Genomic DNA, 24,714 nt, shown 5'->3' on the forward strand with positions numbered 1-24,714 from the left:
GGCTACGACCCGGCGAGGTGAGCGCCGACACCGGCTACATGGTCGGCGCGGCCGGCATCGGCGCGGCCCTGCTGCATCTCGACGCCGCCCTCCAGCCACGCCAGGCACGCCGGGTCATCCTCCTGCCTGACAATCCGTTCCCTGCCATCCCCGTGCCGCCTGCCGGGTCGCGTGATTCGTATTAGCCTATAAGTCAGTAGGGAATATTGACTTCTTTTCAGGTGTCTGCTGGGCTACTTTGTGGAAAATTTCTTCGTTGCTACCGGGACCCCTATCTGGCACAGAGCACGGCCAGCCGTTCCAGCGTCTCGGTCATGCTCTTGACCCAGATGCGGCCGCCGTCCATCGCCGCCCGCTCCTCTTCCGGCGCCCGGGAACAGTCATAGGTCTCGGTCACGATGGTCGCGTCCGGGCCATCAGGGGTCAGCTCATAGGCCCAACGGTGCCCCCAGCGCGCTCGGGCCGTGCTACCGGGCGCGGTGCCCGGGTGCCCCTGGCCCGCCTCCGGCTCCCAGCCGATGCGTCGGTTCACCTCGTACGCGACGACGTGGTTGTTCATCTCGTAGTCGCCGTGCGGCGGGTAGTGCATCTTCATCACGAAGACGTCGCCGACGGCGGAGATCACCCCTTCCGACGCGGCACCGCGCAACATCCCGGAGCCGTCGAGGTCGGTGTGCCGCCGAGGGTCGGCGAGGATCCGGAAGATGTCGGCCGCCGGCGCGGCGATCCGCCGGGACACCGTAACGGGCCGGCACACAACACATGCCTTCGGTACGCCTTCTCCGGCGCTGTCTTCGCCGCGCAGTACACGCGGGTTGTGAGGAAGATGAGCTGGTAGGTGGGTCTGGACCTCGCCGAGCCGTTCGGTGAGGAAGGCGCGTTCGACGTCGTTGCCGGTGAGGGTCAAGGCCTCCTCGTACGCCTCGGCCGCCTCGGTCCACCGGTGCAGTTGCCGCAGGAAGTCGGCACGGGCGGCGCTGAGGTAGCCGTAGGTGGCCAGCGCCGGATCGGCGAGCAGCAGTGCCAGCGCGTCCAAGCCGGCCTGCGGGCCGTCCCGGAGCCCGATCGCGACAGCACGGTTGAGCTCTACCACCGGAGAGGGCCACAGCTCGAGCAGAACCCCGTACAGCGCGACGATCTCCGACCAGTCGGTGTCCTGCCACGTCGGCGCCTCGGCGTGCACAGCGGCGATCGCGGCCTCGACGGCGTAGCGCGTCGGCGGCCGCCGGCGCAAAGCATCGGTCAGCAGGCCGACACCCTCGCCGATCAGCCGGGTGTCCCAGCGCGTGCGATCCTGCTCCGAGAGCAGCAGCAGCCGGCCACCGGCGGACAGCCGGGTATCGGCGCGCGCGTCGATGAGCAGCAGCAAGGCGAGCAGGGCGCTGATCTCGGCGTCGTTCGGCATGAGCAGGTGCAGCATGCGGGCGAGGCCGATCGCGCTGTCCACGAGGTCCCTGCGGACAAGATTCGCGCCGACAGGCGCCGTGTGCCCGGTCGTGAAGATCAGATGGACGACCTCCAGGACGGGGCTGACCCGCTCAGCGAGCTGGTCCGGTGACGGCACGCGGTACGGGATGCGAGCAATGGTGATCTTCTTCTTGGCCCGCGTGATCCGCGCGGCCATGGTGGCCCCCTGCACCAGGAACGCCCGAGCCACCTCGGCCGTCGACAGCCCGCACACCAGCCGTAAGGTCAGGGCGACCTGGGCGTCACGGGACAGGGCGGGGTGGCAGCAGGTGAAGACCAGCCGCAGGCGATCATCATCGAGGCCGTCCTCGGGCCCGGGCGCCGACCCGTCCGGCACCAGCAGCGGCAGGGCCCGGCGCAGCACCGACTCCCGGCGCAGCACATCCAGGGCCCTGTTCCGCGCGATGGTGGTCAGCCAGGCGCCGGGTCGATCGGGGATGCCGGTCCGCGTCCAGGTCTGCAGCGCCTGCGCGAACGCGTCCTGGGTGCAGTCCTCCGCGAGATCGAGCTCGCGGGTCAGCCGGGCGGTGGCGGCGAACACCCGGGCCCAGTCGCGGCGGTGCGCCTGCGCGACCGCCGCGACGACTTCGGCACTCATCCGTGATCCACCACCGGACGGATCTCGACCCCGCTGTGCCCGGCGGAGACCTCGTGCAACCGCGAGGCGAGCGCGATCACCTGGTCGAGGTCGTCGGCCTCCACCAGGTAGTAGCCGCCGAGCGCCTCCTTCGTCTCCAGGAACGGTCCGTCCGTGGTGGTGACCCGGCCGGTGGCATCCGCGCGCAGGCTGGTCGCCATCGGCGCCGGCTCCAGCTCCTCGCCGGCGAGGACCGCCGGCCCCGCCGTGGCGCGGAAGGCCTGATGGGCCTCGTCTTTCTTCTGCTGCTCCGCCGGGGACATCGCGGCCCACTGCTGCTCGTCGCCGAAAATAAGGATCATGTACTTCGCCATGTCGTACGTCCCATCGTGTGGAGCCCGGGTGGGCCCGCCTACTTCTACGACGAGTTCACCGGGTCGCAGATCGACATCGCAGTGCACACGATCGAGTTGCACGAGCTCTGCCCATGACCCGGGCCGCCCGCCACGCCGGGCGCACGGCTGACGCCATCGCCAGCCACCGTACGACAGGGAAGAACGCAACGAGATGAGCAGGCATCTCAATCGTCCGGCGACGTGCCATCCCCGGCCGCCGCGCCACGTCTGGCACTGCACCGCCCCGGCCGCCTCACAGACACGAGGAGGCGTGGATCGCCGTTGCTGGTCGGCCCGGTGGGCGCCGTGCCGCGGCGCCATCCCAGATTTGGGATATGCTCCCAGATGTGAGCGAAACGGTTGCTGGGGAAGGACTGGACGTCCGGCTGGCCGAGCGGCTGGCGCAGCTGCGCGTCCAGCGCGGATGGCCCCTCGACGAGCTGGCGCGCCGGTCCGGAGTCAGCCGCTCGACCCTGTCCCGCCTGGAGCGGGGGGAGATCAGCCCGACCGCGTCCCTGCTCAACAAGCTCTGCGCAGTCTACGAGCGGACGATGTCGCGGCTGCTGGCCGAGGTGGAGTCCGAGCCGCCGCAGCTCGTGCGGGCCGGGGCGCAGCCGGTGTGGCGGGACGAGGAGTCGGGCTTCGTCCGCAGGTCGGTGTCCCCGCCGCATCCCGGCCTGCGCGGGGAGGTCGTCGAGGGGACCCTGCGCCCGGGCGCCGACATCTCCTACGACGCGCCCCCGGTTCCTGGGCTGGAGCAGCACATCTGGGCGCTGGAGGGCGCGGTGGAGATCACCGCGAACGGCCACACGCACGTCGTGGAGGCGGGCGACTGCCTGCGCTTCCGGCTGTGGGGCTCCTCCCGCTTCCGCTGCCCGGGGCCGGACCCGGTGCGGTACGCCCTCCTGATCGTCCTGCCCTGACCGCGTGCCACCGGGAAAGGATTCGCATGCACAGCATCGCCCGCCTGTCCGCCGAGGAGTTCGACGCCAGTGTGAAGGAGCTGGCCGACCTCCTGGTCGACGCCGTGGACAGCGGGGCCTCCGTGGGCTTCCTGGCGCCGTTCGACCACGAGGCGGCCGCCGGCTGGTGGCGGGACCAGGCGCCGGCGGTGGCCGATGGCAGCCTCATGGTGTGGGTGTGCCGCGACGACGCCGGGGTCACCGCCACCATCAGCCTGGCCCTGGCCCGCAAGCCCAACGCCCGCCACCGGGCCGAGATCGTCAAGCTGATGGTGCACCGCGACGCCCGCGGCCGGGGCCTGTCGCGCGCCCTGCTGGTCATCGCCGAGCAGGCCGCCCTGGAGATGGGAGCCGACCTGCTCATGCTGGACACCGAGACGGGCAGCACCGCCGAGCACGTCTACCTCACCGGCGGCTGGACGCGCTACGGCGTCGTCCCCGACTACGCGGGATCGCCGGACGGCACGCTGCGGGAGTGCAGCTTCTTCTACAAGCGGCTCGCGCGGTGAGCTTCTCACGGCTCATTGCAGGCTCTGGGTGAGCGCGTCGAGGTCGGCCAGGCGCGTGGCGGGGGCGAGGCGGGTGGCCGCGGCGACGAGAAGCAGCTCGGTGACGGCGATCTCATGCGCCAGCGGCGCGATCGGCCCAGCGGCCTCGCGCGGCAACCTGACCAGCACCTCCGCCTGCGCGGCCAGCGGCGACTCCCACGCGTCGGTGACGAGCAGCAGCCGCGCGCCCCGGTCACGGGCGGTATGGACGAACCGGGCGGTGCCGGGCGAATAGCGGCGGAAGTCGTAGGCCACGACCAGGTCGGAAGGACCCAGGTCCAGCACGGTACGGGCGCGGGCCTGGACGGATTCGGGCACCCGGTGCGCGCCCGGGCGCAGGCTGGCGAGCTGGCGGATCAGGTATTCGGCGGCCAGCTCGCTGAGCGGCCCGCCCAGCGCCCACACGGTCGTGGCTCCGGCCAGCAGCGCCGCCGCGGCCGTGAGCAGCGGCTCGGAGACGGCCTCGAGCGTCCCGTCGAGCCCCGAGCGCAAGTCCTCGGCCGCCCGCTGCAGCTCCGAAGGCCCGGCCCCGGAAGCGCCGCTCGTGGCGCTGCCGCCCTCCGTGGATCCCGCCCCCGGGCCGGCGGATCCGGGCGGGCGGGAGGGTGCGGTGGGGGAGCGGCTTTCCGCGGGTCCGGTCCCGAGCGGGCCACCGGCGGGGGCGGACGGGCGAGGTCGGGTGCCCGGTGAGCGGGTGACGTATTCCAGCAGCCGTGACCGGTCCCGCGCCCCGTCCCTGACGGCGGACTGGAAGTCGGCGAAGCCGCCGTACCCGAGCCGGTCGAACAGCCGTGACGCCGTCGGCGGGCTGACCCCGGCGCGCTCGGCCAGCGCGCGCAGCGAGCCGAGCGCCGCGAACGGATAGTCGTCGAGCAGCACCCGGACGATCGCGCGCTCGCCGGGCGGCAGCTCGGAGTAGACGGCGCTGAGGCGGCTCGCCACCGGATCGGTCTCCATGCTGACAAATGTTACATCAATCTCCATATACGCATTCAAGCGAAACGGATGTTACGGTGCAGGACATGACTACCTGGCATGGTTTGATCGACAGTCACTACCGGCGCTGGCTGCCCGTCACCGACGGCACGCCCGTCATCTCGCTGAACGAGGGCAACACCCCGCTGCTGCGCTCGGCGCACCTGTCCGGGCTGACCGGCTGCGAGGTATGGCTGAAGGTCGAGGGCGCCAACCCGACGGGATCGTTCAAGGATCGCGGGATGACGGTGGCGATCAGCAGGGCGGCCGAGCGCGGCGCCGAGGCCGTCATCTGCGCCTCCACCGGCAACACCAGCGCCTCGGCCGCCGCGTACGCCGCCCGCGCCGGCCTCACGGCGGCCGTGCTCGTCCCCAAGGGCCGGATCGCCCTGGGCAAGCTGGCCCAGGCGGTACGCTACGGCGCCCGGATCGTCGAGATCGCGGGCACCTTCGACGACTGCCTGCGCGTCACCCGCGAGCTGGCCGGCCACCACCCGATCGCGCTGGTCAACTCCGTCGGCAACGAGTTGCGCCTGGCCGGCCAGCGGACCGTCGCCTACGAGATCGTGGACGCGCTGGGCGACGCGCCGGATGTGCACTGCCTGCCGGTGGGCAACGGCGGCAACATCACCGCGACCTGGGGCGGCTACCGCACCTACGAGCGCGCGGGCCTGGCCACCCGGCTGCCGCGCATGTGGGGGTTCCAGGCGGCGGGCTCGGCGCCGCTCGTCCACGGCGCGCCCGTCGCCGACCCGCGGACGGAGGCGACCGCGATCCGCGTCGGCAACCCGGCCACGTGGGACGGCGCCGTCGCCGCGCGGGAGGAGTCCGGCGGGCTGATCGCCGCGGTGACCGACGAGCAGATCTTCGAGGCGTACCGGATGCTGGCCCGCCGCGACGGCGTCTTCGTCGAGCCGGCCTCGGCGGCCGGGGTGGCGGGGCTGCTCGACCAGCACGCGCGGGGCGGGCTGGAGCCCGGCCTGCGGATCGTGATCACGCTCAGCGGCAACGGGCTGAAGGACCTCGACGCCTCGCTGCGCGACGGCTACACCGCGACCGAGTCGTCGGCGGCCGCCGCCGACGTGGCCCGCGTCCTGCGCCTGGCCGCCTGACCTACCTGCGAGAACTACCAAAAGTCACCATATAGATACGTTAAGTGATTTATCTCACGGGCACGAATGTCGCGACAAAGCCGACGAGGCGGCCGATAGGGCGATCCGCCCTGTTTCTCGGGCCATGCCTGACCGGCGATCCCCCATTCGCGAGAGGACACCTCCGTGCCCGCGACACGACTGCCCCCTGCCCTGCCACGCGCGGCGGCGGCCGCCGCGCTCCTGCTCGCCACGGCGTCCGCCGCCCCCGCCGCGGACGCCGCCCCCTGCAAGCGGCACCTGAAGCCGAGCCACACCTACCACGCCAACCGCCAGACCTTCACCACCGACCGCCTCGGACGGCCCGGCCGACGCCCTGGCCAGGACCCTGGTCGACAGGGCCGCGCCGCGTACCGGCTGCCAGACCACCGTGGGTGACTGGGGCGGCCGCGGCGACTGGAACGGCGGCCACCTCATCGCCGCCTCGTTCGGCGGCGTCGGCAAGCGGTACAACCTGGCCCCCATGCGCGGTCGGCAGATCAATCAGGGTCTGATGAAACGGGTCGAGGACCGCGCCCGCGCCTGCCTCGAAGGCGACGGCTCCGTGGCCGACTACCGGGTACGGCTGCACTACCCTGACGACAAGTCCGTCACGCCCGACAGCATCCACATGACCATGGCGCCGAAGGTCTCCGGCGTGGCGCGGCGAGTCTCCGTCACCCTGCCCAACGAAGTCCTGTCCGGAAGCGAGGTCGAGACGTGGGAGACCAGGATCGCGAAGGCGTTCCAGGCGGCCCGCTGCGGCGGGGTGTCGTCCGGTCGCAGATGAATGCGGGGAAAGTTGTGGGATACCTCCATGCCTGAAGCGTGCCGTTCTGGTGTGAGATCGACGTCATGAAGCTTGCAGGGAAGATGCGCAGGTTCCCCACGGGAGACCTGGCGCGGGTGGCCGTGTTCGCCGCGCTGATCGCGGTGCTCGGGCTGCCGGGCTCGATCAACGTCTTCGGCAACCCCACCCCGATCACGCTGCAGACGCTGGGCGTGATGCTGGCGGGCGCGATCCTCGGCACGTGGCGGGCCGCGCTGGCCGTCGTGGTGCTGCTCGTACTGGTCGCTGCGGGCCTGCCGCTGCTGGCCGGCGGCCGCGGCGGGCTGGGAGTCTTCTTCGGCGGTCCCACGGTCGGGTTTCTCCTCGGCTGGATCGCCGGCGCGGCGCTGACCGGCTGGCTGGTCGAGCGCGCGGGACGCGACCCCGGGATCGTCCGGCTCGTGCTGGCGTGCCTGGCGGGCGGCGTCGGCGTCGTCTACCTGTGTGGCATTCCCGTGCAGGCCATGGTCACAGGGGCGCCGCTGACCGCGACGGCGCTGATCAGCGCCGCCTTCCTGCCCGGTGACCTGGTTAAGGCGGTGCTGGCGGCCATCGTGGTCAGGGGCACGCAGCGGGCCTACCCGGACGCGGTGCCCGCCGTGCATCTCGAGCGGCTGCGTACCGGCGGGGGGCGTTGACCCGTACATGCCGGTAGCCGACCACGTCCTGCGGCACGCCGGCGACCGCCCGGCGATACGCGGGCCGCACGGCGAGCTCTCCTACGGCGAGCTCGCGGAGAAGATCAACGGTGCCGCCCGGCACCTGCTCGGCCAGGGTGCGGGCCCCGGGTCGCTGGTCGGGATCGGCGTGGCCGACCCGGTCGCGCTGCTGGTCGCGGTGCTGGCGGCGGACCTGGCCGGCGCCACGCCGCTGGTCGGCGATCACGCCTGGGACCGGCGGAGGTGGGCGCGCATGGCCGCCGTGGACGTGCTCGTCGACGCGCCGCTGCCGTACGTGCGAGGTCCCGCCGTGGATCATGAGCCGGCGCCCGGCGATCGGGCGTGGGCGTGCTTCAGTTCGGGCAGTACGGGCCGCCCGCGCGCCGTCGTCCGCACCCGCGCCTCGTGGACGGCGTCGTTCCCGCACCTCGGCGACCTGGCCGGGATCACGCCCGGCGACGTGGTCCTGGTCCCGGGACCGCTGGCGTCCTCCCTGTACGCCTTCGCCGCCCTGCACGCCCTGGCCACCGGCGCGACGGCCGTCGTGCCCGGCCGTTCGCCCGCGGCGTCTTTCGCGGAGCACCTGGAGGACGCCACGGTGGTGCACGTGGTGCCGCATCTGCTGCCTGCCGTGCTCGCCAGGCCGGGCGCGCTGCGTACGGCCGTGGTCGGCGGCGCGGCGCTCGGCCCCCAGGCACGGGCTGCGGCGGCGCGGGCCGGGGTGCGGGTCGTGTCGTACTACGGCGCGACCGAGCTGTCGTTCGTCGCCGTGGACGCCGACGGGGGTGAGCTGCGCCCTTTTCCGGGCGTCGAGATCGAGGTCAGGCCCGTTGCGGGGAGCATGCTCGGGGAGGTGTGGGCCCGCTCGCCGTGGCTGGCCGAGGGCTACCTGGGCGGCGCGGCCGGTCCGCTGCGCCGCGACGGTGACGGGTGGATGACCGTGGGCGACGTGGCGCATCCGTACGAGGCAGGACAGGTGCTGCGGCTGCGCGGGCGGGGCGACGGCGCGATCCAGACCGGCGGCGCCACCGTCGTGCCGGAGGACGTCGAGGAGGTGCTCAGGAAGGTGCCCGGCGTGGGGGACATCGTGGTGATCGGCTCTCCGCACCCGTCCCTGGGCTCGGTGGTCACGGCGATCCTCGAGGCCGACGGCGCCCCGCCGCCTCGCGCGCTGCTGGAGGCGGTGGCCAGGAGCGGGCTGGACGTGGCGCAGCGGCCGCGCCGCTGGTACGCGGTGCCGAGCCTGCCGCGCACGCGGGCCGGCAAGCCGGCGCGCGCCCTGGTCGCGGCCCGGCTGGCCGGCGGCGACCCCGACATCCGCCGGCTGACCTGACATGAGCAACACCTCCAGGCAGGGTGACGAGCCCGTCGTCGTGGCGGCCCGGCGCACGCCCATCGGGACGGCAGGGCACGCGTTCAAGGAGCTGACCGTGGACCGGCTGGCCGCGCCCGTGATCGCGGCCGTGGCCCGCGACGTCGCCGGCCGGCGGGTGGACGACGTGGTGCTGGGCAACTGCATGGGGCCGGGCGGCAACGTGGCCCGGGTCGCGGCGCTGGCGGCCGGGCTGGGGCACGGCGTGCCCGGGGTGACCGTGGACCGGCAGTGCGGCAGCGGCCTGGCCGCGATCCTGGTGGCCGGGCAGGCGGTACGCGCCGGCGAGGCGGACCTGGTGATCGCGGGCGGGGCGGAGAGCGCCTCGACCGCGCCGCTGCGTACCCGTCGGGGGGCGGCGCAGCCGTACGGGAGGGCGCCGTTCACGCCTGACGGCCACCCCGATCCCGACATGGGCCCGGCCGCCGAGGCGCTGGCCGCGGCGTGCGGGATCAGCAGGCAGCGCCAGGACGCCTACGCCTGCCGCAGCCACGCCGGCGCGCTGGCCGCCCGGGAGGCCGGACTGTTCACGGAGGAGATCGTGGCGGTCGGCGGCCGGCCGGACGACCAGCGGCCGCGTCCGCTGCGGCCGTCGTCGCTGGCCCGGCTGCCTGCGGCGTTCGTGGCGGGCGGTACAGTGACGGCCGGTAATTCCTCCCCGGTCAGCGACGGCGCCGCGGCCGTGGCCATCGTGCCCGAGCGGCTGCGTGCGGGCCTGCCGGGGATGCGGCTGGTGGCCGGGTCCGTCGTCGGGTGCGATCCCGCACTGCCCGGGTGGGGGCCGGTGCCGGCGGTGCGGCGGGTGCTGGCGCGTTCGGGGGTGGAGTTGGAGCGGGTCGCGGCGGTGGAGATCGTGGAGGCGTTCGCGGCGCAGGTGCTGGCGGTCACCGACGCGCTCGGGCTCGACCCGCTGGGCGGCGACGGTGAGCGGGTCTGCCCGGACGGGGGCGCGCTGGCGCTGGGCCATCCGTGGGGCGCCACCGGCGCGGTGGTGGTGACCAGGCTGTTCACCAGGCTGGTCCGCGCGTCCGCGCCGCCGGGGACGCTCGGCCTGGCCGCGGCCGCGGTCGGCGGCGGCCTGGGCGTCGCGGCCCTGTTCGAGATGGTCTGAGGTGGAGTGAGTTGATCGAGTTCGCCGACGTGCACGTCCGCCTCGGCGGGCGTGACGTGCTGCGCGGCATCACCGCCTCGTTGCCCGAGCGACGCGTCGGTGTGGTCGGCGCCAACGGCTCGGGCAAGAGCACGCTGGCCCGGCTGATCAACGGTCTGGCGTTGCCGACGTCGGGCGATGTCACCGTGCTGGGCCTGGACACCCGCCGTCACGCCGCGAAGATCCGGCGTGGGGTCGGGTTCCTGTTCACCGACCCGGACGCGCAGATCGTCATGCCGACGGTGGCCGAGGACGTGGCCTTCTCGCTGCGCCGCAGGGGCCTGTCCCGCGAGGAGATCGACCGGCGCGTGGCGGATGTCCTGGCCAGGTACGGTCTGGCCGGCCACGCCGACCACCCCGCGCACCACCTGTCGGGCGGGCAGAAGCAGCTGCTCGCGCTGTGCGCGGTGATGGTGCTGGAGCCGGACATCCTGGTCATGGACGAGCCCACCACGCTGCTGGACCTGCGCCACTCCCGCCAGGTGGCCGGCCTGCTGCGAGAGTTGCCGCAGCAGGTGGTGGTGGTCAGCCACGACCTGCCGTTGCTGGCCGGCTTCGACCGGGTGCTGGTGCTCGACGAGGGCCGCGTGGTCGCCGACGGCACGCCGCAGGAGGCCATCGGCCACTACCGGAAGATCATGTCGTGAACGGGCTCACCGGAGCCTACGTCCCGGGCGGCTCGCCGCTGCACCGCCTGCCCGCGGGCGCCAAGCTGGCCGGGCTCGCCGCCGCGTGCACGGTGCTCGTGCTGCTGCGCTCGCCACTGGCGCTGGCCGGGGCGGCGGCCGTCGTGACGGGTCTGTACGCGCTGTCGCGGGTGGGGGTGGCGGCGGCCTGGGCGCAGGTACGTCCGGTGCGCTGGTTCGCCGTGGTGCTGTTCGCGATGCAGTGGATCTTCGTGGACCTGGAGGGGGCGGCCGTCACGACCCTGCGGGTGGTGCTGGCGGTGGCGCTGGCCGGCCTGGTCACGCTCACCACGCGGACGTCGGCCATGATGTCCACGCTGGAGCGCTGCATGGCGCCGGCCAGGTTCGCGGGCCTGGACCCGTTCCGGCTGTCGCTGCTGCTGTCGCTGACCATCCGCAGCGTGCCGGTGATGGCCGCGCTGGCCACCCGTGTCAGGGAGGCGCAGCGGGCCAGGGGCGTCGAGCGGAGCCTGCGGGCCTTCGCCGTGCCGCTGGTGGTGAGCGCGCTGCGGCACGCCGACGCGCTGGGCGAGGCGCTCAGCGCCCGCGGCCTGGACGACTGACCTCAGTACCGGGTTTGACTTATATAAGCACAGCTTGAAACAATGGGGTCGTGCACGCATTCGACGTTCTCGGTGACCCGGTCCGGCGCCGGATCCTGGAGCTGCTGGCCGGTGGCGAGCAGAGCTCCGGCGAGGTCACCACCGTCATCCAGCAAGAGTTCGGGATCTCCCAGCCGGCCGTCTCCCAGCACCTGCGGGTGCTGCGCGACAACGGGTTCGCCAGCGTGCGGGCCCAGGGCACCCGGCGGCTCTACACCGTCGAGCCGGGGCCGCTGCAGGAGATCGACCTGTGGCTGGAGCGCTTTCGCGGCTTCTGGAGCCAGCGCCTCGACGCGCTGGCGACCGAGCTGGCCCGCGGCAAGCGCGAACGCCGCACGACAGAGACGAAGGACACCTGATGGACGACATGGTCAACGAGATCACCCGGGCGCATCGCGAGCTGCTCGACGGCGAGCGCAAGGTGGTGACGATGCGCCGCTACTACGACGCCGAGGTCGAGGACGTGTGGGACGCCTGCACCGACGCCGAGCGGCTGCGCCGCTGGTTCCTGCCCGTCACCGGGGACCTGCGGGTGGGGGGCAGCTACCAGCTGGAGGGCAACGCGAGCGGGGAGATCCTGCAGTGCGAGCCGCCCCGGCTGCTGAAGGTCAGCTGGCTCTACGGCGAGAGCCCCGGCTTCTCCGAGGTCGAGGTGCACCTCGCGGCCAAGGACGGCGGCACCCTGTTCGAGCTGCGCCACACCGCCGAGGTCCCGCCGGAGATGTGGTCCGGCTTCGGCCCGGGCGCCACCGGCGTGGGCTGGGACCTCGCTCTGCTGGGCCTGAGCCTGCACCTGTCGGGCGCCCCGCAGGTCGACGAGAACACCTTCCACGAGACCGACGAGGGCAGGCGCTTCATCACGGCCAGCAGCCAGGCGTGGGGCCAGGCATATGCGGCCGCGGGCGCCACGCCGGAGCAGACCGCCGCCGCCGTCGCCGCCACCACTGCCTTCTACGCACCGGAAAAGGACAGCGCATGACCCAGATCACCACGTTCCTCATGTTCCAGAACGGCGAGGCCGAGGAGGCGATGAACTTCTACGTCTCCCTGTTCGACGAGGCCAAGGTGGTCAACGTCGCCCGCTTCGAGCCCGGAGAGCCCGGGCCGGAGGGCAAGATCAAGCATGCCATCTTCACGCTGGCGGGCCGCGAGTACATGTGCATCGACAGCGACCAGTCGCACGGCTTCACGTTCACGCCGTCGATGTCGCTCTACGTCGGGTGCGACACCGAGGAGGAGATCGATCGCCTTTACGCGGCGCTCGCCGAGGGCGGCGGGCAGCTGATGCCGCTGAACGACTACGGCTTCAGCACCAAGTTCGGCTGGGTGAACGACCGGTTCGGCGTCTCCTGGCAACTCAACCTGCCCTGACCGGGCGGATCACCCGAGGGCGGCCCGGGCGATGAGCCGGGCGCCCCTCCGTACCTCCGTCTCGGTGCTCCAGCGGCCCAGCGACAGGCGCAGGGCCGCCCGCGCCCGCTGTTCCGGCAGGCCCATGGCGGTCAGGACGGGAGAGGGGGCGTCGACGCCTTCGTGGCAGGCCGAGCCGGTGGCCGCGGCGATCTCCGGTACGGCGGCCAGCAGCGCCCTGCCGGTGGTGCCGTCGATGCTGACGTTCAGGGTGCCGGGCAGGCGCTCGGTGGGATGGCCGTTGAGGTGGACGCGGCCCGGCAGCCGCCGCTCCAGCTCGGCCTGGAGCAGGTCGCGGAGCGTGGCCAGGCGGGCGGTGCTGCCGGGCAGCTCGTGGCAGGCGAGTTCGGCGGCGTGGCCGAGGGCGGCGATGAAGGCGACGTTCTCCGTCCCGGCGCGCAGCCCGGACTCCTGGCCGCCGCCGTGGATGATCGGGCGCATCCGGGTACCGGAGCGGACGTACAGGGCGCCGACCCCCTTGGGGGCGTACATCTTGTGCCCGACGACGGTCAGCAGGTCCACGCCCAGGGCGGTCACGGCGAGGGCGACCTTGCCTGCGGCCTGGGCGGCGTCGGTGTGGAACAGCGCCCCGGCGGCGTGGGAGAGGGCGGCCAGCTCGGCGATCGGCTGCAGGGTGCCGGTCTCGCTGTTGCCGTACGCGATCGACACCAGCGCGGTCGGCCGCTCCTCCAGCGCGGTACGCAGGTCGGCCGGGTCGGCGCGGCCGCGGCGGTCCACCGGCAGCAGGCGGACGGTGAAGCCGTCGCCGCGCAGGCTGTGGCAGGACTCCAGGACGGCCGGATGCTCGGTGGGCAGCGTGATGATCTGGCGCGGGTCGCCGGCGCAGGCGCCGCGGATGGCCAGGGTGTCGGCCTCCGACCCGCCGCCGGTGAAGACGATCTCGCCAGGGGCGGCGCCGAGCAGTGCGGACATCTGGCGGCGGGCGCGGTCGAGGGCCTCGCGTGGCGCGCGGGCGAAGTGGTGGCCGCTGGAGGGGTTGCCGAAATGCGTGCCCAGGTACGGCAACGCCGCCTGCAACGCGCCCGGGTCGACGGGGGTGGTGGCGTTGTAGTCGAGGTAGATCGGCCCATCGTCCAGGGCGGGATGCGTCACGGCGTCCTCCTCGGGCTCATCAGACCCTGTCGGCCAGGGTCTCGCGCATGCGCAGCGCCACCAGTATTCCGGAGGCGGCGGTCAGCGCGGCGACCGTCCAGATCGCGGCGCTCAGCCCGTACAGGTCGGCGATGAGCCCGGCCAGCAGCGCGCCGACGGCGAAGCCCGCGTCGCGCCAGAGCCGGTAGACGCCGACCGCGCGGGCCCGCCAGGCGGGGTGGGCGACGTCGCCGATGACGGCGAGCAGCGTCGGGTACACCAGCGCGGTGCCGATCCCGAGCAGCACCTGCGCGGCCGCCCAGAGGGCGAAGCCGTGCCCGGCGGCCACGGCGGCGATGGCGGCGGCCTGCAGCAGCATCCCGGCGGTGATCAGGTGCTTGCGGCCGGCGTGGTCGGACCACCAGCCGGTGATCGTCTGCCCCAGCCCCCACACCATCGGATACAGCGCCCCGAGCACGCCGACCTGGGCGAGGCTCAGCCCGCCGGCGGCGAACACGATCGGGAAGATGCCCCAGGCCAGAGCGTCGTTGAGGTTGTTGACCAGCCCGGCCTGGCTGGCGGCCGACAACGACCGGTCGCTGACGCTGGTGCGCCAGGCGATCTGCCCGGTCGACGGCACGACCGCGGAGTCACCGGCTGACGCGGTGGCCTCCAGCCGGGCATGCTCGCGGGTCTCGCGCACGATCAGCGCCGACAACCCGAGGCCGAGCGCGGCGTAGGCCGCGCCGAGCAGGAACGGCGCGGGCCGCAGCCCGGAGGATTCGGCGAGCCGGCCGGTGGCCACCGCGGTGAGCGCGACGGCGACGTAGCCGGCCGCCTCGTTGAATCCCATGGCCAGGCCGCGCCGCTGCGGCCCGGCCAGGTCGATCTTCATGATGACGGTGGTCGACCAGGTCAGTCCCTGGGAGAGGCCCAGCAGCACGTTGGCCGTCACGATCCACGCCCACGACGGCCCCCAGGCCAGCATGGCCGGGATCGGTAACGCGATCAGCCACCCGGCCACCAGCACCGGCTTGCGGCCGTAGCGGTCGGACAGGGTGCCGGCGAAGAAGTTGGTGATCGCCTTGGTGGCGCCGAAGGCCAGGATGTACGTCATCGCCGAGGTGTAGGCCGACAGGCCGAACACGGTGCCGGCCAGCAGCGGCAGCACGATGCGCTCCTGGCCGAGCATGCCGCCGACCAGGGCGTTGACCGCGACCAGCAGGGCGAACTGGGCCAGGTTGGCCCGCAGCCCCAGCCGGAGGCCGCGCGAGGCGAGGGCGTTCATCGCAGGCCTGGGGCCCCTGGAGCGGTGTTCACGCCGGACCCTGCAGCAGTGCGCGGCCGGTGTGCCGGTGCCAGTCGTCGGCTCCGCCCACCAGGACGCGGACCCGCCGATGGCCGGCGCGGCGCAGCAGGCTGGCGCCGGTCATCGCGCGCTCGCCGTGCCCGCACATCACCACTGTCGGCTCGTCCGGCACCCGATCGACGCGCTCGGGCAGTTCGCCGAGTTCGATGTGCAGGGCGCCGGGGACGTGCCCGGCGACGTATTCGGCCTCTTGGCGCACGTCCAGCACCTGCCCGCCGTCCAGCCCGTCCGCGCCGACCACGTCGATGGTCTCGATCGGCCCGTCCCAGGCGTCCATGCCGCCGGCCAGCTCCCCGGCGCACGCCTCGTATCCGATCTTGGCCGCCTGCCAGACGATCTCGCCGGCGTCCTGGCCGGGATCGCGGACGATGACGTACGGCGTGCCGGGCTCCAGCATCCAGCCCAGCCAGGACGCGAACTGCGCCCGCAGCGGGATGGAGATCGCGCCGGGAATGTGACCGGCGGCGAAGCCGCGCACCGGCCGTACATCGACCACCACCGCCTCGTCCGGACGCAGCGCCGCGGCGTCCACCGGGGCGAGCGCCGGTTCGCCGAGCGGTGGCGGGCCCAGACGGTTGGCCTCGGCCAGGCGCAGGAAGTACGGCGGGAAGCTGCCCAGCCCGGCCAGCAGCCGGGTCACGAAGGCGTCCTCGTCGGCCGCCTGCAGCAGCGCGTTGGCCGTCTTCTCCGCGCCGATGGTCGAGGTGCGCCGGGCGTCGGACGGTGCCTGGCAGAACGACCCTGCGCCGTGCGTCGGCCACAGCGCGACCTGATCGGGCAGCTCCGCCAGCCGGCGCAGCGACCGGTATTGGGCCCGCGCCAGCGCCTCGGTCCGCTCCGGGCCGCACAGATCGGTCCGGGCCGCCGACCCGACGATCAGGGAGCCGCCGGAGAACACTCCCACCGGCGCCGTCCCGTCCAGCAGCAGGAACGCCAGATGTTCGCCGGTGTGCCCCGGCGTGGCCAGCGCGCGCAACCTCAGCCCGCCCAGGTCCACCTCGTCGCCGTCGCGCAGGCCGCGGTGCGGGAACTCCCGGTGCCCGTCGGCGGAGGCCAGGATGGCCGCCCCGTCCTCGGCGGCCAGCTGGAGCGCGCCGGTCAGGAAGTCGGCGTGCAGGTGGGTGTCGGCGGCGAAGCGCACCCGCAGCCCGTGCCGGGCCGCCGCGGTGCGCAGGCCACGCAGGTCCCGGCCGGCGTCCACCGCCAGCGCGGCGCCGTCGCCGAGGTCCATCAGGTATGACGAGTTGCCCAGCCCCTCGTCCACGATCGGGATTACCATGTTGCCTCCTTGCCATCCCCTTCCTACACTATTCCAGAGATCTATGGAGGAATGTCAATGGGTGACACGGCGGCGAAGACGGCGTTGTTCGAGGCGTTCGCCTCCGTGGGCAAGGCGCTGGCCAGCGGCAAGCGGCTGGAGCTGGTGGATCTCCTCGCGCAGGGCGAACGCTCGGTCGAGGCCCTGGCGCAGGCGGCCGGGCTGGGCATGACGACCGCCTCCAACCATCTGCAGGTGCTCAAGCAGGCCGGGCTGGTGGCCACCCGCAGGCAGGGCACGAAGGTCTTCTACCGGCTGGCCGGCCACGACGTGGCCGCGCTGTGGGCGCTGCTGCGCCAGGTCGGCTCCGCCCATCTGGCCGAGGTCGGCCGCGCCCGAGCCGCCTACCTCGGCGCCGACGACACCCAGCGGCTCACCCGGGAGCAGTTGCGGGAGCGCATCGCCGCGGGCGACGTGACGCTCATCGACGTGCGCCCCGGCGAGGAGTACGCGGCCGGGCACATCCCCGGCGCCCTCTCCCTCCCGCTGGACGAGCTCGCCGGCCGCCTGAACGAGCTGCCCAGCGACGGCGCCATCGTCGCCTACTGCCGCGGCGCCTACTGCGTGCTGGCCTACGAGGCGGTCCGCTCCCTGACCGCCCGCGGCCGCACGGCCGCACGGCTGGAGGAGGGCATGCTCGAATGGCGCCTGGCCGGCCTGCCGGTCGCCACGGGTACCACCACGCCGTAGCCGGGGACGATCGCGCTGCCCGGACCGCCAGGCGATCCCCTGGCAGAGTAGAATGGTGAGTAAACGCTCACCCACCTCTGCGAGAAAGGGAGAGCTCATGAAGCTCGCCATCTTCGGAGCCACCGGCGGCATCGGACTCGAACTCGTCCGCCAAGCGCTCGACCTGGCCCACGAGGTCACCGCCGTCGTACGCGACGCGTCCCGCCTGCCCGCGCAGCTGCGCGACCGGGTGGACGTCGTCGAGGCCGACGTGATGGCCCCCGACGCCATCACGCCGGCGATCAAGGGCCGCGACGCCGTGCTCAGCGCGATGGGCGCGCGCGAGTCCGGCCCCACCAGCGTCCACACCGACAGCGTCACCTCCATCATCGAGGTCATGAACCGGACACGGTGCCGGCGCGTGCTGACGGTGGGCGCGAGCGGCATGGTGGCCGACGCGGGCGACGGCCCGTTCACGCGGTACGTGCTCAAGCCGCTCATCGTGCAGCGGCTGCTCCGGCACTCCTTCGCCGACCTGGCCGAGTCCGAGCGGCTGCTGCGGGCCGGCGATCTGGACTGGACGATCGTGCGGCCGTCGCGGCTGACGAACGCCGGCCGTACCAACCGCTACCGCACCGCCTGGGACCTCAACGTCCGGGGCGGCCTGATCACCACTCGCGCCGACGTGGCCGACTGCATGCTGAAGCTGATCGGCGACCGCACGTCGGTCCGCCACGTCATCTCGGTGGCGTCCTGACAGCTTCACCGTCCCCCGCTCAAGCGGGAATCGCGCGTTTCCGCGGTACGGCCTCTCGCCGGCGCGGCCCTGCCTGGGCGGCGTCCCAGCGGCCGTCGGCCTTGGCGCGCTCGACGGCCGCGAGCCCCGCCGGGTGCATCCTGCCCTCCCGCAGCAGGCGTTCGATGCGGGCGACGTTGCGCTGCGACCACGGGCTGCGGGAGCGGCGCGGGGTGTAACGCTGCAGGTAGGTCGACTCGTCGCGGCGGCGGGTCAGGCCGTCGATCCAGCCGTGGCACAGCGCCTCCTCCAGCGCCTGCTCGTAGGTGAGGCTCGTCGGCTCGGTCGTGCCCTTCTTGGCGAGCACCAGCCACACCTCGGCCGAGGTGTCGTGGTGGCCGGCCAGCCAGCCGCGCCACGCGGCGGCGTCGGCGACGATCATCATGACGACTCCTTCATGGCGGCGAGGATGCTCAGGTAGTGGGGGTTGTACATCAGGCCGAGGAGATTGCCCCAGGGGTCGGCGACGGAGGCGGTGATGAAGCCCTGCCCGCGGTCGATGGGCGGGTCGTGCTCCTTGGCGCCCATGGCCACGAGCCTGTCGAGGGCCGCGGGCACGTCGTCGACGTGCCAGTACACCAGGGAGCCTGCCGGGCCGGTGGTGTCGGGAGCCGGGGTCATGGACAGCTCGGTCCCGGCGTGGGAGCTGTGGACGAAGCCCAGCTCGTGCTGGTAGTCGCCGATGCGGAACTCCATGTAGTCCGGGGTGTCGAAGTAGGGCGGCAGGCCCAGCAGTTCGGTGTACCAGCGCTTGGCGGCCTCCATGTCGGGGGCGTAGAAGCGGACGGTGGTGAGCCCGTTCAGCATGCCGGTTCCTCTCTCGTCCGGGGTTGTGTGACCATCCTCCCTCCCAAAGTGCTCATCAATTGAGCACTTTGTTTGCGACGATGGGGACATGCGTGCTGACCGTCTCGTGGCTGCCCTGTTGCTGCTCCAGGCCCGCGGCCGGGTGACCGCGCCGGAGCTGGCGCAGGAGCTGGAGATCTCCGTGGCCACCGCCCGCCGCGATCTGGAGGCGCTGTCGGCCGCGGGCATCCCGGTGTATCCGCAGCCGGGGCGCGGCGGCGGGTGGCAGCTCGTCGGCGGCGCGCGTACCGATCTGAGCGGCCTGACCTCCGACGAGGCGCGGGCGCTGTTCCTGCTGCTCGGCCCGGCGACGGGCCCGGCACCAGGAACAGCGCCGCCGCTGACCTCCGCGTTGCGCAAGCTGGTGCGGGCCCTGCCGGCCACGTTCCGCGCCGACGCCGAGGCCGCGGCCCGCGCCGTGGTGTCGGACTCGGCGCGGTGGGGCGAACCAGGCCGGGAGCTGCCCGGCCTGGTCGAGACCCTGCAGACCGCGGTGGTGCGCCGCCTCAAGGTGCGCCTGGCGTACACGAGCAGGGGCGGCCGCTCGACGGAGCGGCTGGTGGATCCGCTGGGATTGGTCGACAAGGACGGCATGTGGTACCTGATCGCGGGCACCGAGGCCGGGCGGCGCACGTTCCGCGTCGATCGGATCGCCGAGGCCGGGGTGACGGACCTGCCCGCCGAGCGGCCGGACGACTTCGACCTGTCGGCGGAGTGGCAGCGGGTCGTCGACGAGGTCGAGCAGCGGCGCTCGCTCGTCTCGGCGGTGGTGCTGATCGAGGCCAGGCACGTCCGGGTGCTGCGTGAGCAGTTCGGGCGCCACTGCGAGGTCATCGGCCAGGAGGACGACGGCCGGGTGCGGGCCCGGGTGGCGGCGCAGATGGCGCTGTCGATCGCCGAGCAGCTGGCCGGCTGGGGCGCTCAGGTGGAGGTGGTGGAGCCGGAGCCGGTCCGCGCCGAGCTGGCCAGGATCGGCGCGGAGCTGGTCACGCGGTACGCCGGTCAGGAGGCGGTGAGCGCCGAGGGGTCGCGTTCGGGCGGGCCGGCGGGCCACCATTGACCGTCTCGTTCGGCGAAGGGGTACCAGCGGCCGTCGCGGCCGTAGCGCAGCTGCAGCGGGCCGAGGCTCCAGCGGTTGCGCCACGCCTGGATCCGGGGCGGGTGCTCGCCCTCCCAGCCGGCCTCCAGCCGCGCCTGCGCCCTGGCCAGGTCCTGCCGGGGCGGCGTCCAGGCCGTCTCGAGGACTTCCAGGCCGTCGGCGCCGCCGTACCGCCAGGCCGCCACGGCGGCCTCGAGGCCGAGGCCGAGGTCGTGCTCGGCGGCCAGCCGCACCCGGTCCTGGTATTCGGTCAGCTCGGGGAGGTGGCCACGCAGCAGCAGCTCGCGGGCGCGGGAGGCGGCGGAGGCGGCCAGCACGCGCAGCGCGGCCGCCTCCACGCCCGCGTCAGGGCCCGGCGGCGGGTCCAGGGCGGGCGGGGCGAAGACGACGTCGCAGGGCGGCGGCTCGGGCAGCGGCGGCACGCCCGCGGCGAACGCCTGCACCGCGGGGACGCCCGGCGGCGCCGTGTCGGGGACGTCGCGGGCCTGGAGCGCCTCGATCAGCTCCCGCTCGCCGCGCCCGCGCATGAGCAGCAGCATGAACGGGTCGGCGTCCAGCAGCCACGAGACCTGGTAGCACAGGGCGGCGGCGTGCTTGCACGGGTGCCCCCAGTCCGGGCAGGAGCACTCCGGCTCCAGGTCGCCGACGGCGGGCAGCAGCGGCACGGCGGCGTCCTCGGCGGCGTCGACCAGGTCGTGCGGCATGTCGCGGTCGAGCAGCGCGGCGATGTGGCCGCTCTTGGCGGCGACCTGATCCAGGAAGCGTTCCCATTCGGCGTCGGTGAGCTGCTCGACGCGGACGACGGTGTCGTATTCGCTCTCGGTGACGGCGGCGATGCGTCCGGGGCTGACGGTGATGGGGCCGACCTGGCCGGTCTTGGCGTAGGCGCGGCCCTTGCGCAGCAGGACCTGGTCCAGCGAGGTGTCCTCCAGGGCCTTGGTCCAGGCGCGGCCCCACCAGGAGGTGGCGAAGCGGGCGCCGGCGCGTTGCGGGGGGAAGGCGGGGAATCCGCGGGCGGCGTTCATCTCAGCTCCACGAGGGCGGCGAGTTCGGCGTCGGTCAGTTCGGTGAAGGCGGTCTCGCCGGAGGCGAGCACGGCGTCGGCGAGCGAGCGCTTGGCCGCCAGCATCTCGGCGACGCGGTCCTCGATGGTGCCCTCGGCGATGAGGCGGTGCACCTGGACGGGGCGGGTCTGGCCGATGCGGTAGGCGCGGTCGGTGGCCTGGTCCTCCACGGCGGGGTTCCACCAGCGGTCGTAGTGGATGACGTGGTCGGCGCGGGTGAGGTTGAGCCCGGTGCCGGCGGCTTTGAGCGACAGCAGGAACACCGGGGCGTGGCCGTCCTGGAAGCGGCGGACCATCTCCTCGCGGCGGGCGACCGGGGTGCCGCCGTGCAGCAGCTGGGTGGCCACGCCCCGGTCGGTCAGGTGTTTGTCGATGAGGCGGGCCATGGCGACGTACTGAGTGAAGACGAGCACCGCGCCGTCCTCGGCGACGATGGTGTCGATGAGCTCGTCGAGCAGCTCCAGCTTGCCCGAGCGGCCGGGCAGCCTGGGGCCGGTCTCGTGCAGGTACTGGGCGGGGTGGTTGCAGATCTGCTTGAGCCCGGTCAGCAGCTTGACGATGAGGCCGCGCCTGGCCATGCCCTTGGCGCTCTCGATCTGGGTCATGATCTCGCGGACGGCGGCCTCGTACAGGCCGGCCTGCTCGGTGGTGAGGGCGACGGGGCGGTCGGTCTCGGTCTTGGGCGGCAGCTCGGGCGCGATGCCGGGGTCGCTCTTGCGGCGGCGCAGCAGGAACGGCCCCACGAGCCGGGCCAGCCGAGAGGCCGCCTCGCCGTCGCCGGACTCGACCGGTTTGGCCCACCGCGCCCTGAACCTGCCCAGCGGGCCGAGCAGGCCGGGCGTGGTCCAGTCGAGGATGGCCCACAGCTCCGACAGGTTGTTCTCGACGGGGGTGCCGGTCAGGGCGACGCGGGCGGCGGCGGGGATCTCGCGCAGCGCTTTGGCGGTGCCGGAGGAGGGGTTCTTGACGTGCTGGGCCTCGTCGGCGACGAGCAGGCCCCACGGGTGCGCGGCCAGCCTGGCCGCGTCCAGGCGCATGGTGCCGTACGTGGTCAGCACGAAGCCCTCGTCGGCCAGGGTCCGGTTCGTGCCGTGGAAGCGGCGGACCGGCACGCCGGGCGCGAACCTGGTGATCTCCCGTTCCCAGTTGCCCAGCAGCGAGGCCGGGCAGACCACGAGCGTCGGGCCTGTCCCGGCGGCGGCGCGGTGCAGGTGGAGCGCGATGAGGGTGATGGTCTTGCCCAGGCCCATGTCGTCGGCCAGGCAGCCGCCGAGGCCGAGCGAGGTCATCCTGGCCAGCCAGCGCAGGCCGTGGAGCTGGTAGTCGCGCAGGGTGGCGGCCAGGCCGGCGGGCGGGGCGATCTCTTCCGGCTCGGCCAGGCGGTCGCGGAGCTCGCGCAGCCAGCCGGTGGGCTCGACGGGGATCTGCTCGCCCTCGGCCTCGACCGTCCCGGTGAGGGCGGCGCCGAGGGCCTGCAGGCCGGTCAGCGGTTTGAGGTCGCGCTGGCGGGCCTTGCGGGCGAGGTCGGGGTCGATGAGGACCCATTGGTCGCGCAGGCGTACGACGGGGCGGTGGGCCTCGGCGAGCTGGTCCATCTCGGCCGCGGTCAGGCGTTCGCCGCCGAGGGCCAGCTGCCAGTCGAAGCTGGTCAGGTGGTGGCCGCCGAGGAAGGAGGGCAGGTCGGAGGGGGCGGCGTCGCGCTCGCCGACGACGGCGCGGGCGCTGAGGCCGCGTACCAGGGAGCGGGGCCAGTGCACCTCCACGCCGGCGGCGGCCAGCCGTTCGGCGGCGCCGGCCAGCAGCTCCTCGACGTCGCTGTCGCTCAGGGGCAGTTCGTCGGGTACGGCGCTGTCGAGCAGCCGTTCCAGGCGGGGCCAGGCGCGGGCGGCGCGGCGGACGGCGAGGGTGGCCTCGATCCTGGCGCGCGGGCCGAGGCCGGGGTCGCGGCCCTGCCACAGCTCACCGGCGTCCACGACGAGTGAGGGGTCGGCGAGGCTGTGCAGCTGGACGACGGCGCGGAAGTCGGCGGCGGCCAGGTCGTCGGCCTCCAGCCGCAGCGACATCCGCACGCCGGAGTCGAGGCCGGCGGAGATCTCCTCGGCCCAGCGGCGCAGGTGGGGCACCTTGACGGGTTTGGCTGCGGCGTAGGCGGTGGTGCCGGTGGCGCGGACGGCGCCGGGCGAGCGGGGCAGGGCGTCGGCGACGGCGTCGAGAAAGGCCCGCACCAGCACTTCGGCGTCGGGCAGCCACAGCTCGCCGTCCTGGCCCTCGCGAGCGCTGTCCGCGGCGCCTTCGGCGAGGGGGATGGCGCGGGCGGAGGCGGGCATGGCGGCGGCGAGCTCGCGGATGCGCTGCACGTCGGCGGCGTCCAGCGGCCCGGCCCGCCAGGAGTCGTGCTCGCCGGCGGTCACCCCGGGCAGGATGCGGCCACGGGTGACGAGCTGGAGTGCGACCAGCGCGGCCGCGCCCCAGAAGCGGGCGGCGGGGTGGGCCTGCTCGTCCGCGCGCGCTCTGGCCAGCGCTGCCACCGCGGCGGCGACGGGGACGCGGGTGGCCGCGACCTGGCGGGCGCGCACCGCCTCGCCGTGCTCCTCGGCCACGGTCACGGTGTCGTGCCCGCCGGGGTCGAGGAAGGTCACGTGCCCGGACCGGGGCGGGTCGCCGGGTTCGAAGAGTGCTGCGTGCCGGTGCAGATCCGTCATGACGCTCACGGCCGTACAGTGTACGGTACGTCGAGGGTGGGGTTTACCACAGTGCCGGTCCGGGGACCCACCTCATTCCGGACATATCTGATCTTCCATAGCCTAGTTCCCATGACGGATTGGCTCGTGGGACTGATGGAAACGCTCGGGGCGCCTGGGGCGGGCCTGGCGATCGCGCTGGAGAACCTGTTCCCGCCCCTGCCCAGCGAGGTGATCCTGCCCCTGTCTGGCTTCACCGCCAGCCAGGGGAAGATGGACCTGCTGGAGGTACTGGTGTTCACGACGCTCGGCTCCGTGGCCGGCGCACTGGCGCTGTACTGGGTGGGGGCGGTGCTGGGCCGCGAACGCGTTCTGTCGATCGCCGCCAGGCTGCCCCTGGTGAAGGTGTCCGACATCGAGAAGACCGAGGCGTGGTTCCTGCGCCACGGCCGCAAGACGGTGTTCTTCGGCCGGATGATCCCCATCTTCCGCAGCCTCATCTCCGTCCCGGCGGGCGTGGAGCGGATGCCGCTGCCCACGTTCACCCTGCTGACGACGGCCGGCAGCCTGATCTGGAACACCATCTTCGTGCTGGCCGGGTATTTCCTGGGCGAGAACTGGTCGCTGGTGGAGGCCTACGTCGGGATCGGCACCAACGTGGTGATCGCCATGGTGGTGGCGGCGGTGCTGGTCTTCGCCGGCGTGCGGCTGGCCGAGCGGCGCAAGGGCAGGCATGCGACTCGCCGTTGAGGGCCTGCGGCAACTGGGCGCGGTGGCGGCGGGCGCCGTCACCGCCCCGGCCGAGCTGGCGTTCGTGCTGCTGACGCTGCCGTTCCCGGGGCATCCGAACGCCGCGGCGGCGGCCCGGGGGCTGGCCCGGCTGGAGGCGCGCCGCCTGCGCCTGGACACCGCGGCCCTGGACGCGCTGGACGGGGACGACGGGCGGGCGCTGCGTTACCTGGCCGCGCGCGTCCCGGCCGGCGTGCTGGGCGGGCTGGTGGTCATGCTGCTGGTGGTC

Annotated in this window: 27 protein-coding genes and 2 pseudogenes; 19 read left to right on the top strand and 10 right to left on the bottom strand. The window is 73.5% G+C overall.

The features are described 5' to 3' along the window. Positions 1-185, top strand: a pseudogene (locus EJK15_RS51460) (lanthionine synthetase LanC family protein); the annotation flags it as partial. Between the two features lie 86 nt (positions 186-271). Here the strand turns inward: EJK15_RS51460 and EJK15_RS51465 are convergent. After that, positions 272-2,065 (bottom strand): sigma-70 family RNA polymerase sigma factor, encoded by a 1,794-nt coding sequence (locus EJK15_RS51465; protein ID WP_206061628.1) that lies wholly within the window; start codon positions 2,063-2,065, stop codon positions 272-274. After that, positions 2,062-2,406 carry a YciI family protein gene (locus tag EJK15_RS51470; RefSeq protein WP_206061629.1) on the bottom strand — a complete coding sequence of 115 codons (345 nt, stop codon included), beginning with the start codon at positions 2,404-2,406 and terminating at the stop codon, positions 2,062-2,064. Before EJK15_RS51470 ends, EJK15_RS51465 begins: the two co-directional genes overlap by 4 nt. Positions 2,407-2,786: 380 nt before the next feature. On the opposite strand from EJK15_RS51470, the gene EJK15_RS51475 reads away from it, so the two are divergent. Then, on the top strand, positions 2,787-3,362 hold the full coding sequence (locus EJK15_RS51475) for a helix-turn-helix domain-containing protein (protein ID WP_240777749.1): 576 nt from the start codon (positions 2,787-2,789) through the stop codon (positions 3,360-3,362). Positions 3,363-3,388: 26 nt separating this feature from the next. Then, positions 3,389-3,910, top strand: a complete 522-nt coding sequence (locus tag EJK15_RS51480) for a GNAT family N-acetyltransferase (RefSeq protein ID WP_138717792.1) — start codon at positions 3,389-3,391, stop codon at positions 3,908-3,910. Between the two features lie 12 nt (positions 3,911-3,922). On the opposite strand, the gene EJK15_RS51485 is transcribed toward EJK15_RS51480, so the two are convergent. Next, complete coding sequence (locus EJK15_RS51485) at positions 3,923-4,906, bottom strand: MurR/RpiR family transcriptional regulator (RefSeq protein ID WP_171075020.1); 984 nt, start codon at positions 4,904-4,906, stop codon at positions 3,923-3,925. A 65-nt stretch (positions 4,907-4,971) separates the two neighbouring features. Here EJK15_RS51485 and thrC point away from each other — a divergent pair, with 65 nt between their 5' ends. The 11 genes from thrC (at position 4,972) to EJK15_RS51540 (ending at position 12,723) form a co-directional block, all read left to right on the top strand. Further along, a complete protein-coding gene (thrC, locus tag EJK15_RS51490) occupies positions 4,972-6,036 on the top strand; it encodes a threonine synthase (protein WP_138717794.1) in 1,065 nt (354 codons plus the stop codon). Positions 6,037-6,201: 165 nt separating this feature from the next. Beyond that, positions 6,202-6,453: a hypothetical protein gene (locus EJK15_RS51495; protein ID WP_138717795.1), complete on the top strand. Its 252-nt coding sequence runs from the start codon at positions 6,202-6,204 to the stop codon at positions 6,451-6,453. Next, the gene (locus tag EJK15_RS51500; protein ID WP_171075021.1) at positions 6,446-6,844 is read left to right on the top strand and encodes a DNA/RNA non-specific endonuclease; all 399 of its coding nucleotides are present in this window, start codon (positions 6,446-6,448) and stop codon (positions 6,842-6,844) included. The genes EJK15_RS51495 and EJK15_RS51500 overlap by 8 nt, the downstream gene beginning before the upstream one ends. A gap of 65 nt (positions 6,845-6,909) precedes the next feature. Next, complete coding sequence (locus tag EJK15_RS51505) at positions 6,910-7,521, top strand: biotin transporter BioY (RefSeq protein WP_138717797.1); 612 nt, start codon at positions 6,910-6,912, stop codon at positions 7,519-7,521. 7 nt (positions 7,522-7,528) lie between these two features. Next, a complete protein-coding gene (locus EJK15_RS51510; protein ID WP_138717798.1) occupies positions 7,529-8,875 on the top strand; it encodes a class I adenylate-forming enzyme family protein in 1,347 nt (448 codons plus the stop codon). A gap of 1 nt (position 8,876) precedes the next feature. Continuing rightward, positions 8,877-10,025, top strand: a complete 1,149-nt coding sequence (locus tag EJK15_RS51515) for a thiolase family protein (RefSeq protein WP_138717799.1) — start codon at positions 8,877-8,879, stop codon at positions 10,023-10,025. A gap of 11 nt (positions 10,026-10,036) precedes the next feature. Next, on the top strand, positions 10,037-10,711 hold the full coding sequence (locus EJK15_RS51520; RefSeq protein ID WP_138717800.1) for an energy-coupling factor ABC transporter ATP-binding protein: 675 nt from the start codon (positions 10,037-10,039) through the stop codon (positions 10,709-10,711). After that, entirely contained in the window at positions 10,708-11,313 is a 606-nt protein-coding gene (locus EJK15_RS51525) for an energy-coupling factor transporter transmembrane component T family protein (RefSeq protein ID WP_138717801.1), read from the top strand. Before EJK15_RS51520 ends, EJK15_RS51525 begins: the two co-directional genes overlap by 4 nt. 50 nt (positions 11,314-11,363) lie before the next feature. Beyond that, a complete protein-coding gene (locus EJK15_RS51530) occupies positions 11,364-11,711 on the top strand; it encodes an ArsR/SmtB family transcription factor (RefSeq protein ID WP_138717802.1) in 348 nt (115 codons plus the stop codon). After that, a complete protein-coding gene (locus EJK15_RS51535; protein WP_171075022.1) occupies positions 11,711-12,331 on the top strand; it encodes an SRPBCC family protein in 621 nt (206 codons plus the stop codon). The genes EJK15_RS51530 and EJK15_RS51535 overlap by 1 nt, the downstream gene beginning before the upstream one ends. Further along, positions 12,328-12,723: a VOC family protein gene (locus EJK15_RS51540; RefSeq protein WP_138717803.1), complete on the top strand. Its 396-nt coding sequence runs from the start codon at positions 12,328-12,330 to the stop codon at positions 12,721-12,723. The genes EJK15_RS51535 and EJK15_RS51540 overlap by 4 nt, the downstream gene beginning before the upstream one ends. Before the next feature lie 9 nt (positions 12,724-12,732). Here EJK15_RS51540 and EJK15_RS51545 read toward each other — a convergent pair whose 3' ends face one another. From EJK15_RS51545 to EJK15_RS51555, 3 genes are read right to left on the bottom strand one after another with little or no spacing between them, the layout of a single operon-like run. Then, positions 12,733-13,875, bottom strand: a complete 1,143-nt coding sequence (locus EJK15_RS51545) for a cysteine desulfurase family protein (RefSeq protein ID WP_206061630.1) — start codon at positions 13,873-13,875, stop codon at positions 12,733-12,735. Positions 13,876-13,894: 19 nt separating this feature from the next. Continuing rightward, the gene (locus EJK15_RS51550; RefSeq protein ID WP_138717804.1) at positions 13,895-15,142 is read right to left on the bottom strand and encodes an MFS transporter; all 1,248 of its coding nucleotides are present in this window, start codon (positions 15,140-15,142) and stop codon (positions 13,895-13,897) included. Between the two features lie 28 nt (positions 15,143-15,170). After that, positions 15,171-16,502: an MBL fold metallo-hydrolase gene (locus tag EJK15_RS51555; protein WP_138717805.1), complete on the bottom strand. Its 1,332-nt coding sequence runs from the start codon at positions 16,500-16,502 to the stop codon at positions 15,171-15,173. A gap of 57 nt (positions 16,503-16,559) precedes the next feature. Between EJK15_RS51555 and EJK15_RS51560 the strand changes: the two genes are divergently transcribed. Then, positions 16,560-17,231, top strand: coding sequence for an ArsR/SmtB family transcription factor (locus tag EJK15_RS51560; RefSeq protein WP_138717806.1), 672 nt, complete (start codon positions 16,560-16,562; stop codon positions 17,229-17,231). A gap of 97 nt (positions 17,232-17,328) precedes the next feature. After that, on the top strand, positions 17,329-17,967 hold the full coding sequence (locus EJK15_RS51565) for an NAD(P)-dependent oxidoreductase (protein ID WP_138717807.1): 639 nt from the start codon (positions 17,329-17,331) through the stop codon (positions 17,965-17,967). Between the two features lie 19 nt (positions 17,968-17,986). Here the strand turns inward: EJK15_RS51565 and EJK15_RS51570 are convergent, their stop codons facing one another. Together EJK15_RS51570 and EJK15_RS51575 are read right to left on the bottom strand one after the other, a co-directional pair. Then, positions 17,987-18,391, bottom strand: coding sequence for a YdeI/OmpD-associated family protein (locus tag EJK15_RS51570; protein WP_206061631.1), 405 nt, complete (start codon positions 18,389-18,391; stop codon positions 17,987-17,989). Beyond that, positions 18,388-18,813 (bottom strand): VOC family protein, encoded by a 426-nt coding sequence (locus EJK15_RS51575; RefSeq protein WP_138717808.1) that lies wholly within the window; start codon positions 18,811-18,813, stop codon positions 18,388-18,390. The genes EJK15_RS51570 and EJK15_RS51575 overlap by 4 nt, the downstream gene beginning before the upstream one ends. Positions 18,814-18,901: 88 nt before the next feature. On the opposite strand from EJK15_RS51575, the gene EJK15_RS51580 reads away from it, so the two are divergent. Then, positions 18,902-19,912, top strand: coding sequence for a helix-turn-helix transcriptional regulator (locus EJK15_RS51580; protein WP_138717809.1), 1,011 nt, complete (start codon positions 18,902-18,904; stop codon positions 19,910-19,912). Here the strand turns inward: EJK15_RS51580 and EJK15_RS51585 are convergent. Together EJK15_RS51585 and EJK15_RS51590 are read right to left on the bottom strand one after the other, a co-directional pair. Continuing rightward, a complete protein-coding gene (locus EJK15_RS51585; protein WP_138717810.1) occupies positions 19,855-20,976 on the bottom strand; it encodes an SWIM zinc finger family protein in 1,122 nt (373 codons plus the stop codon). The genes EJK15_RS51580 and EJK15_RS51585 overlap by 58 nt on opposite strands. Further along, entirely contained in the window at positions 20,973-23,717 is a 2,745-nt protein-coding gene (locus tag EJK15_RS51590) for a DEAD/DEAH box helicase (protein ID WP_138717814.1), read from the bottom strand. The genes EJK15_RS51585 and EJK15_RS51590 overlap by 4 nt, the downstream gene beginning before the upstream one ends. Before the next feature lie 111 nt (positions 23,718-23,828). Here EJK15_RS51590 and EJK15_RS51595 point away from each other — a divergent pair, with 111 nt between their 5' ends. Both EJK15_RS51595 and EJK15_RS51600 read left to right on the top strand, forming a co-directional pair. Next, the gene (locus EJK15_RS51595; RefSeq protein WP_138717811.1) at positions 23,829-24,446 is read left to right on the top strand and encodes a DedA family protein; all 618 of its coding nucleotides are present in this window, start codon (positions 23,829-23,831) and stop codon (positions 24,444-24,446) included. Next, a pseudogene (locus EJK15_RS51600) lies at positions 24,430-24,714 on the top strand (sensor histidine kinase); the annotation flags it as partial. The gene EJK15_RS51595 and the pseudogene EJK15_RS51600, both read left to right, overlap by 17 nt.

Source organism: Nonomuraea basaltis (assembly GCF_005893125.1).
In the GTDB taxonomy this organism is placed as follows: Bacteria; Actinomycetota; Actinomycetes; order Streptosporangiales; family Streptosporangiaceae; genus Nonomuraea; species Nonomuraea basaltis.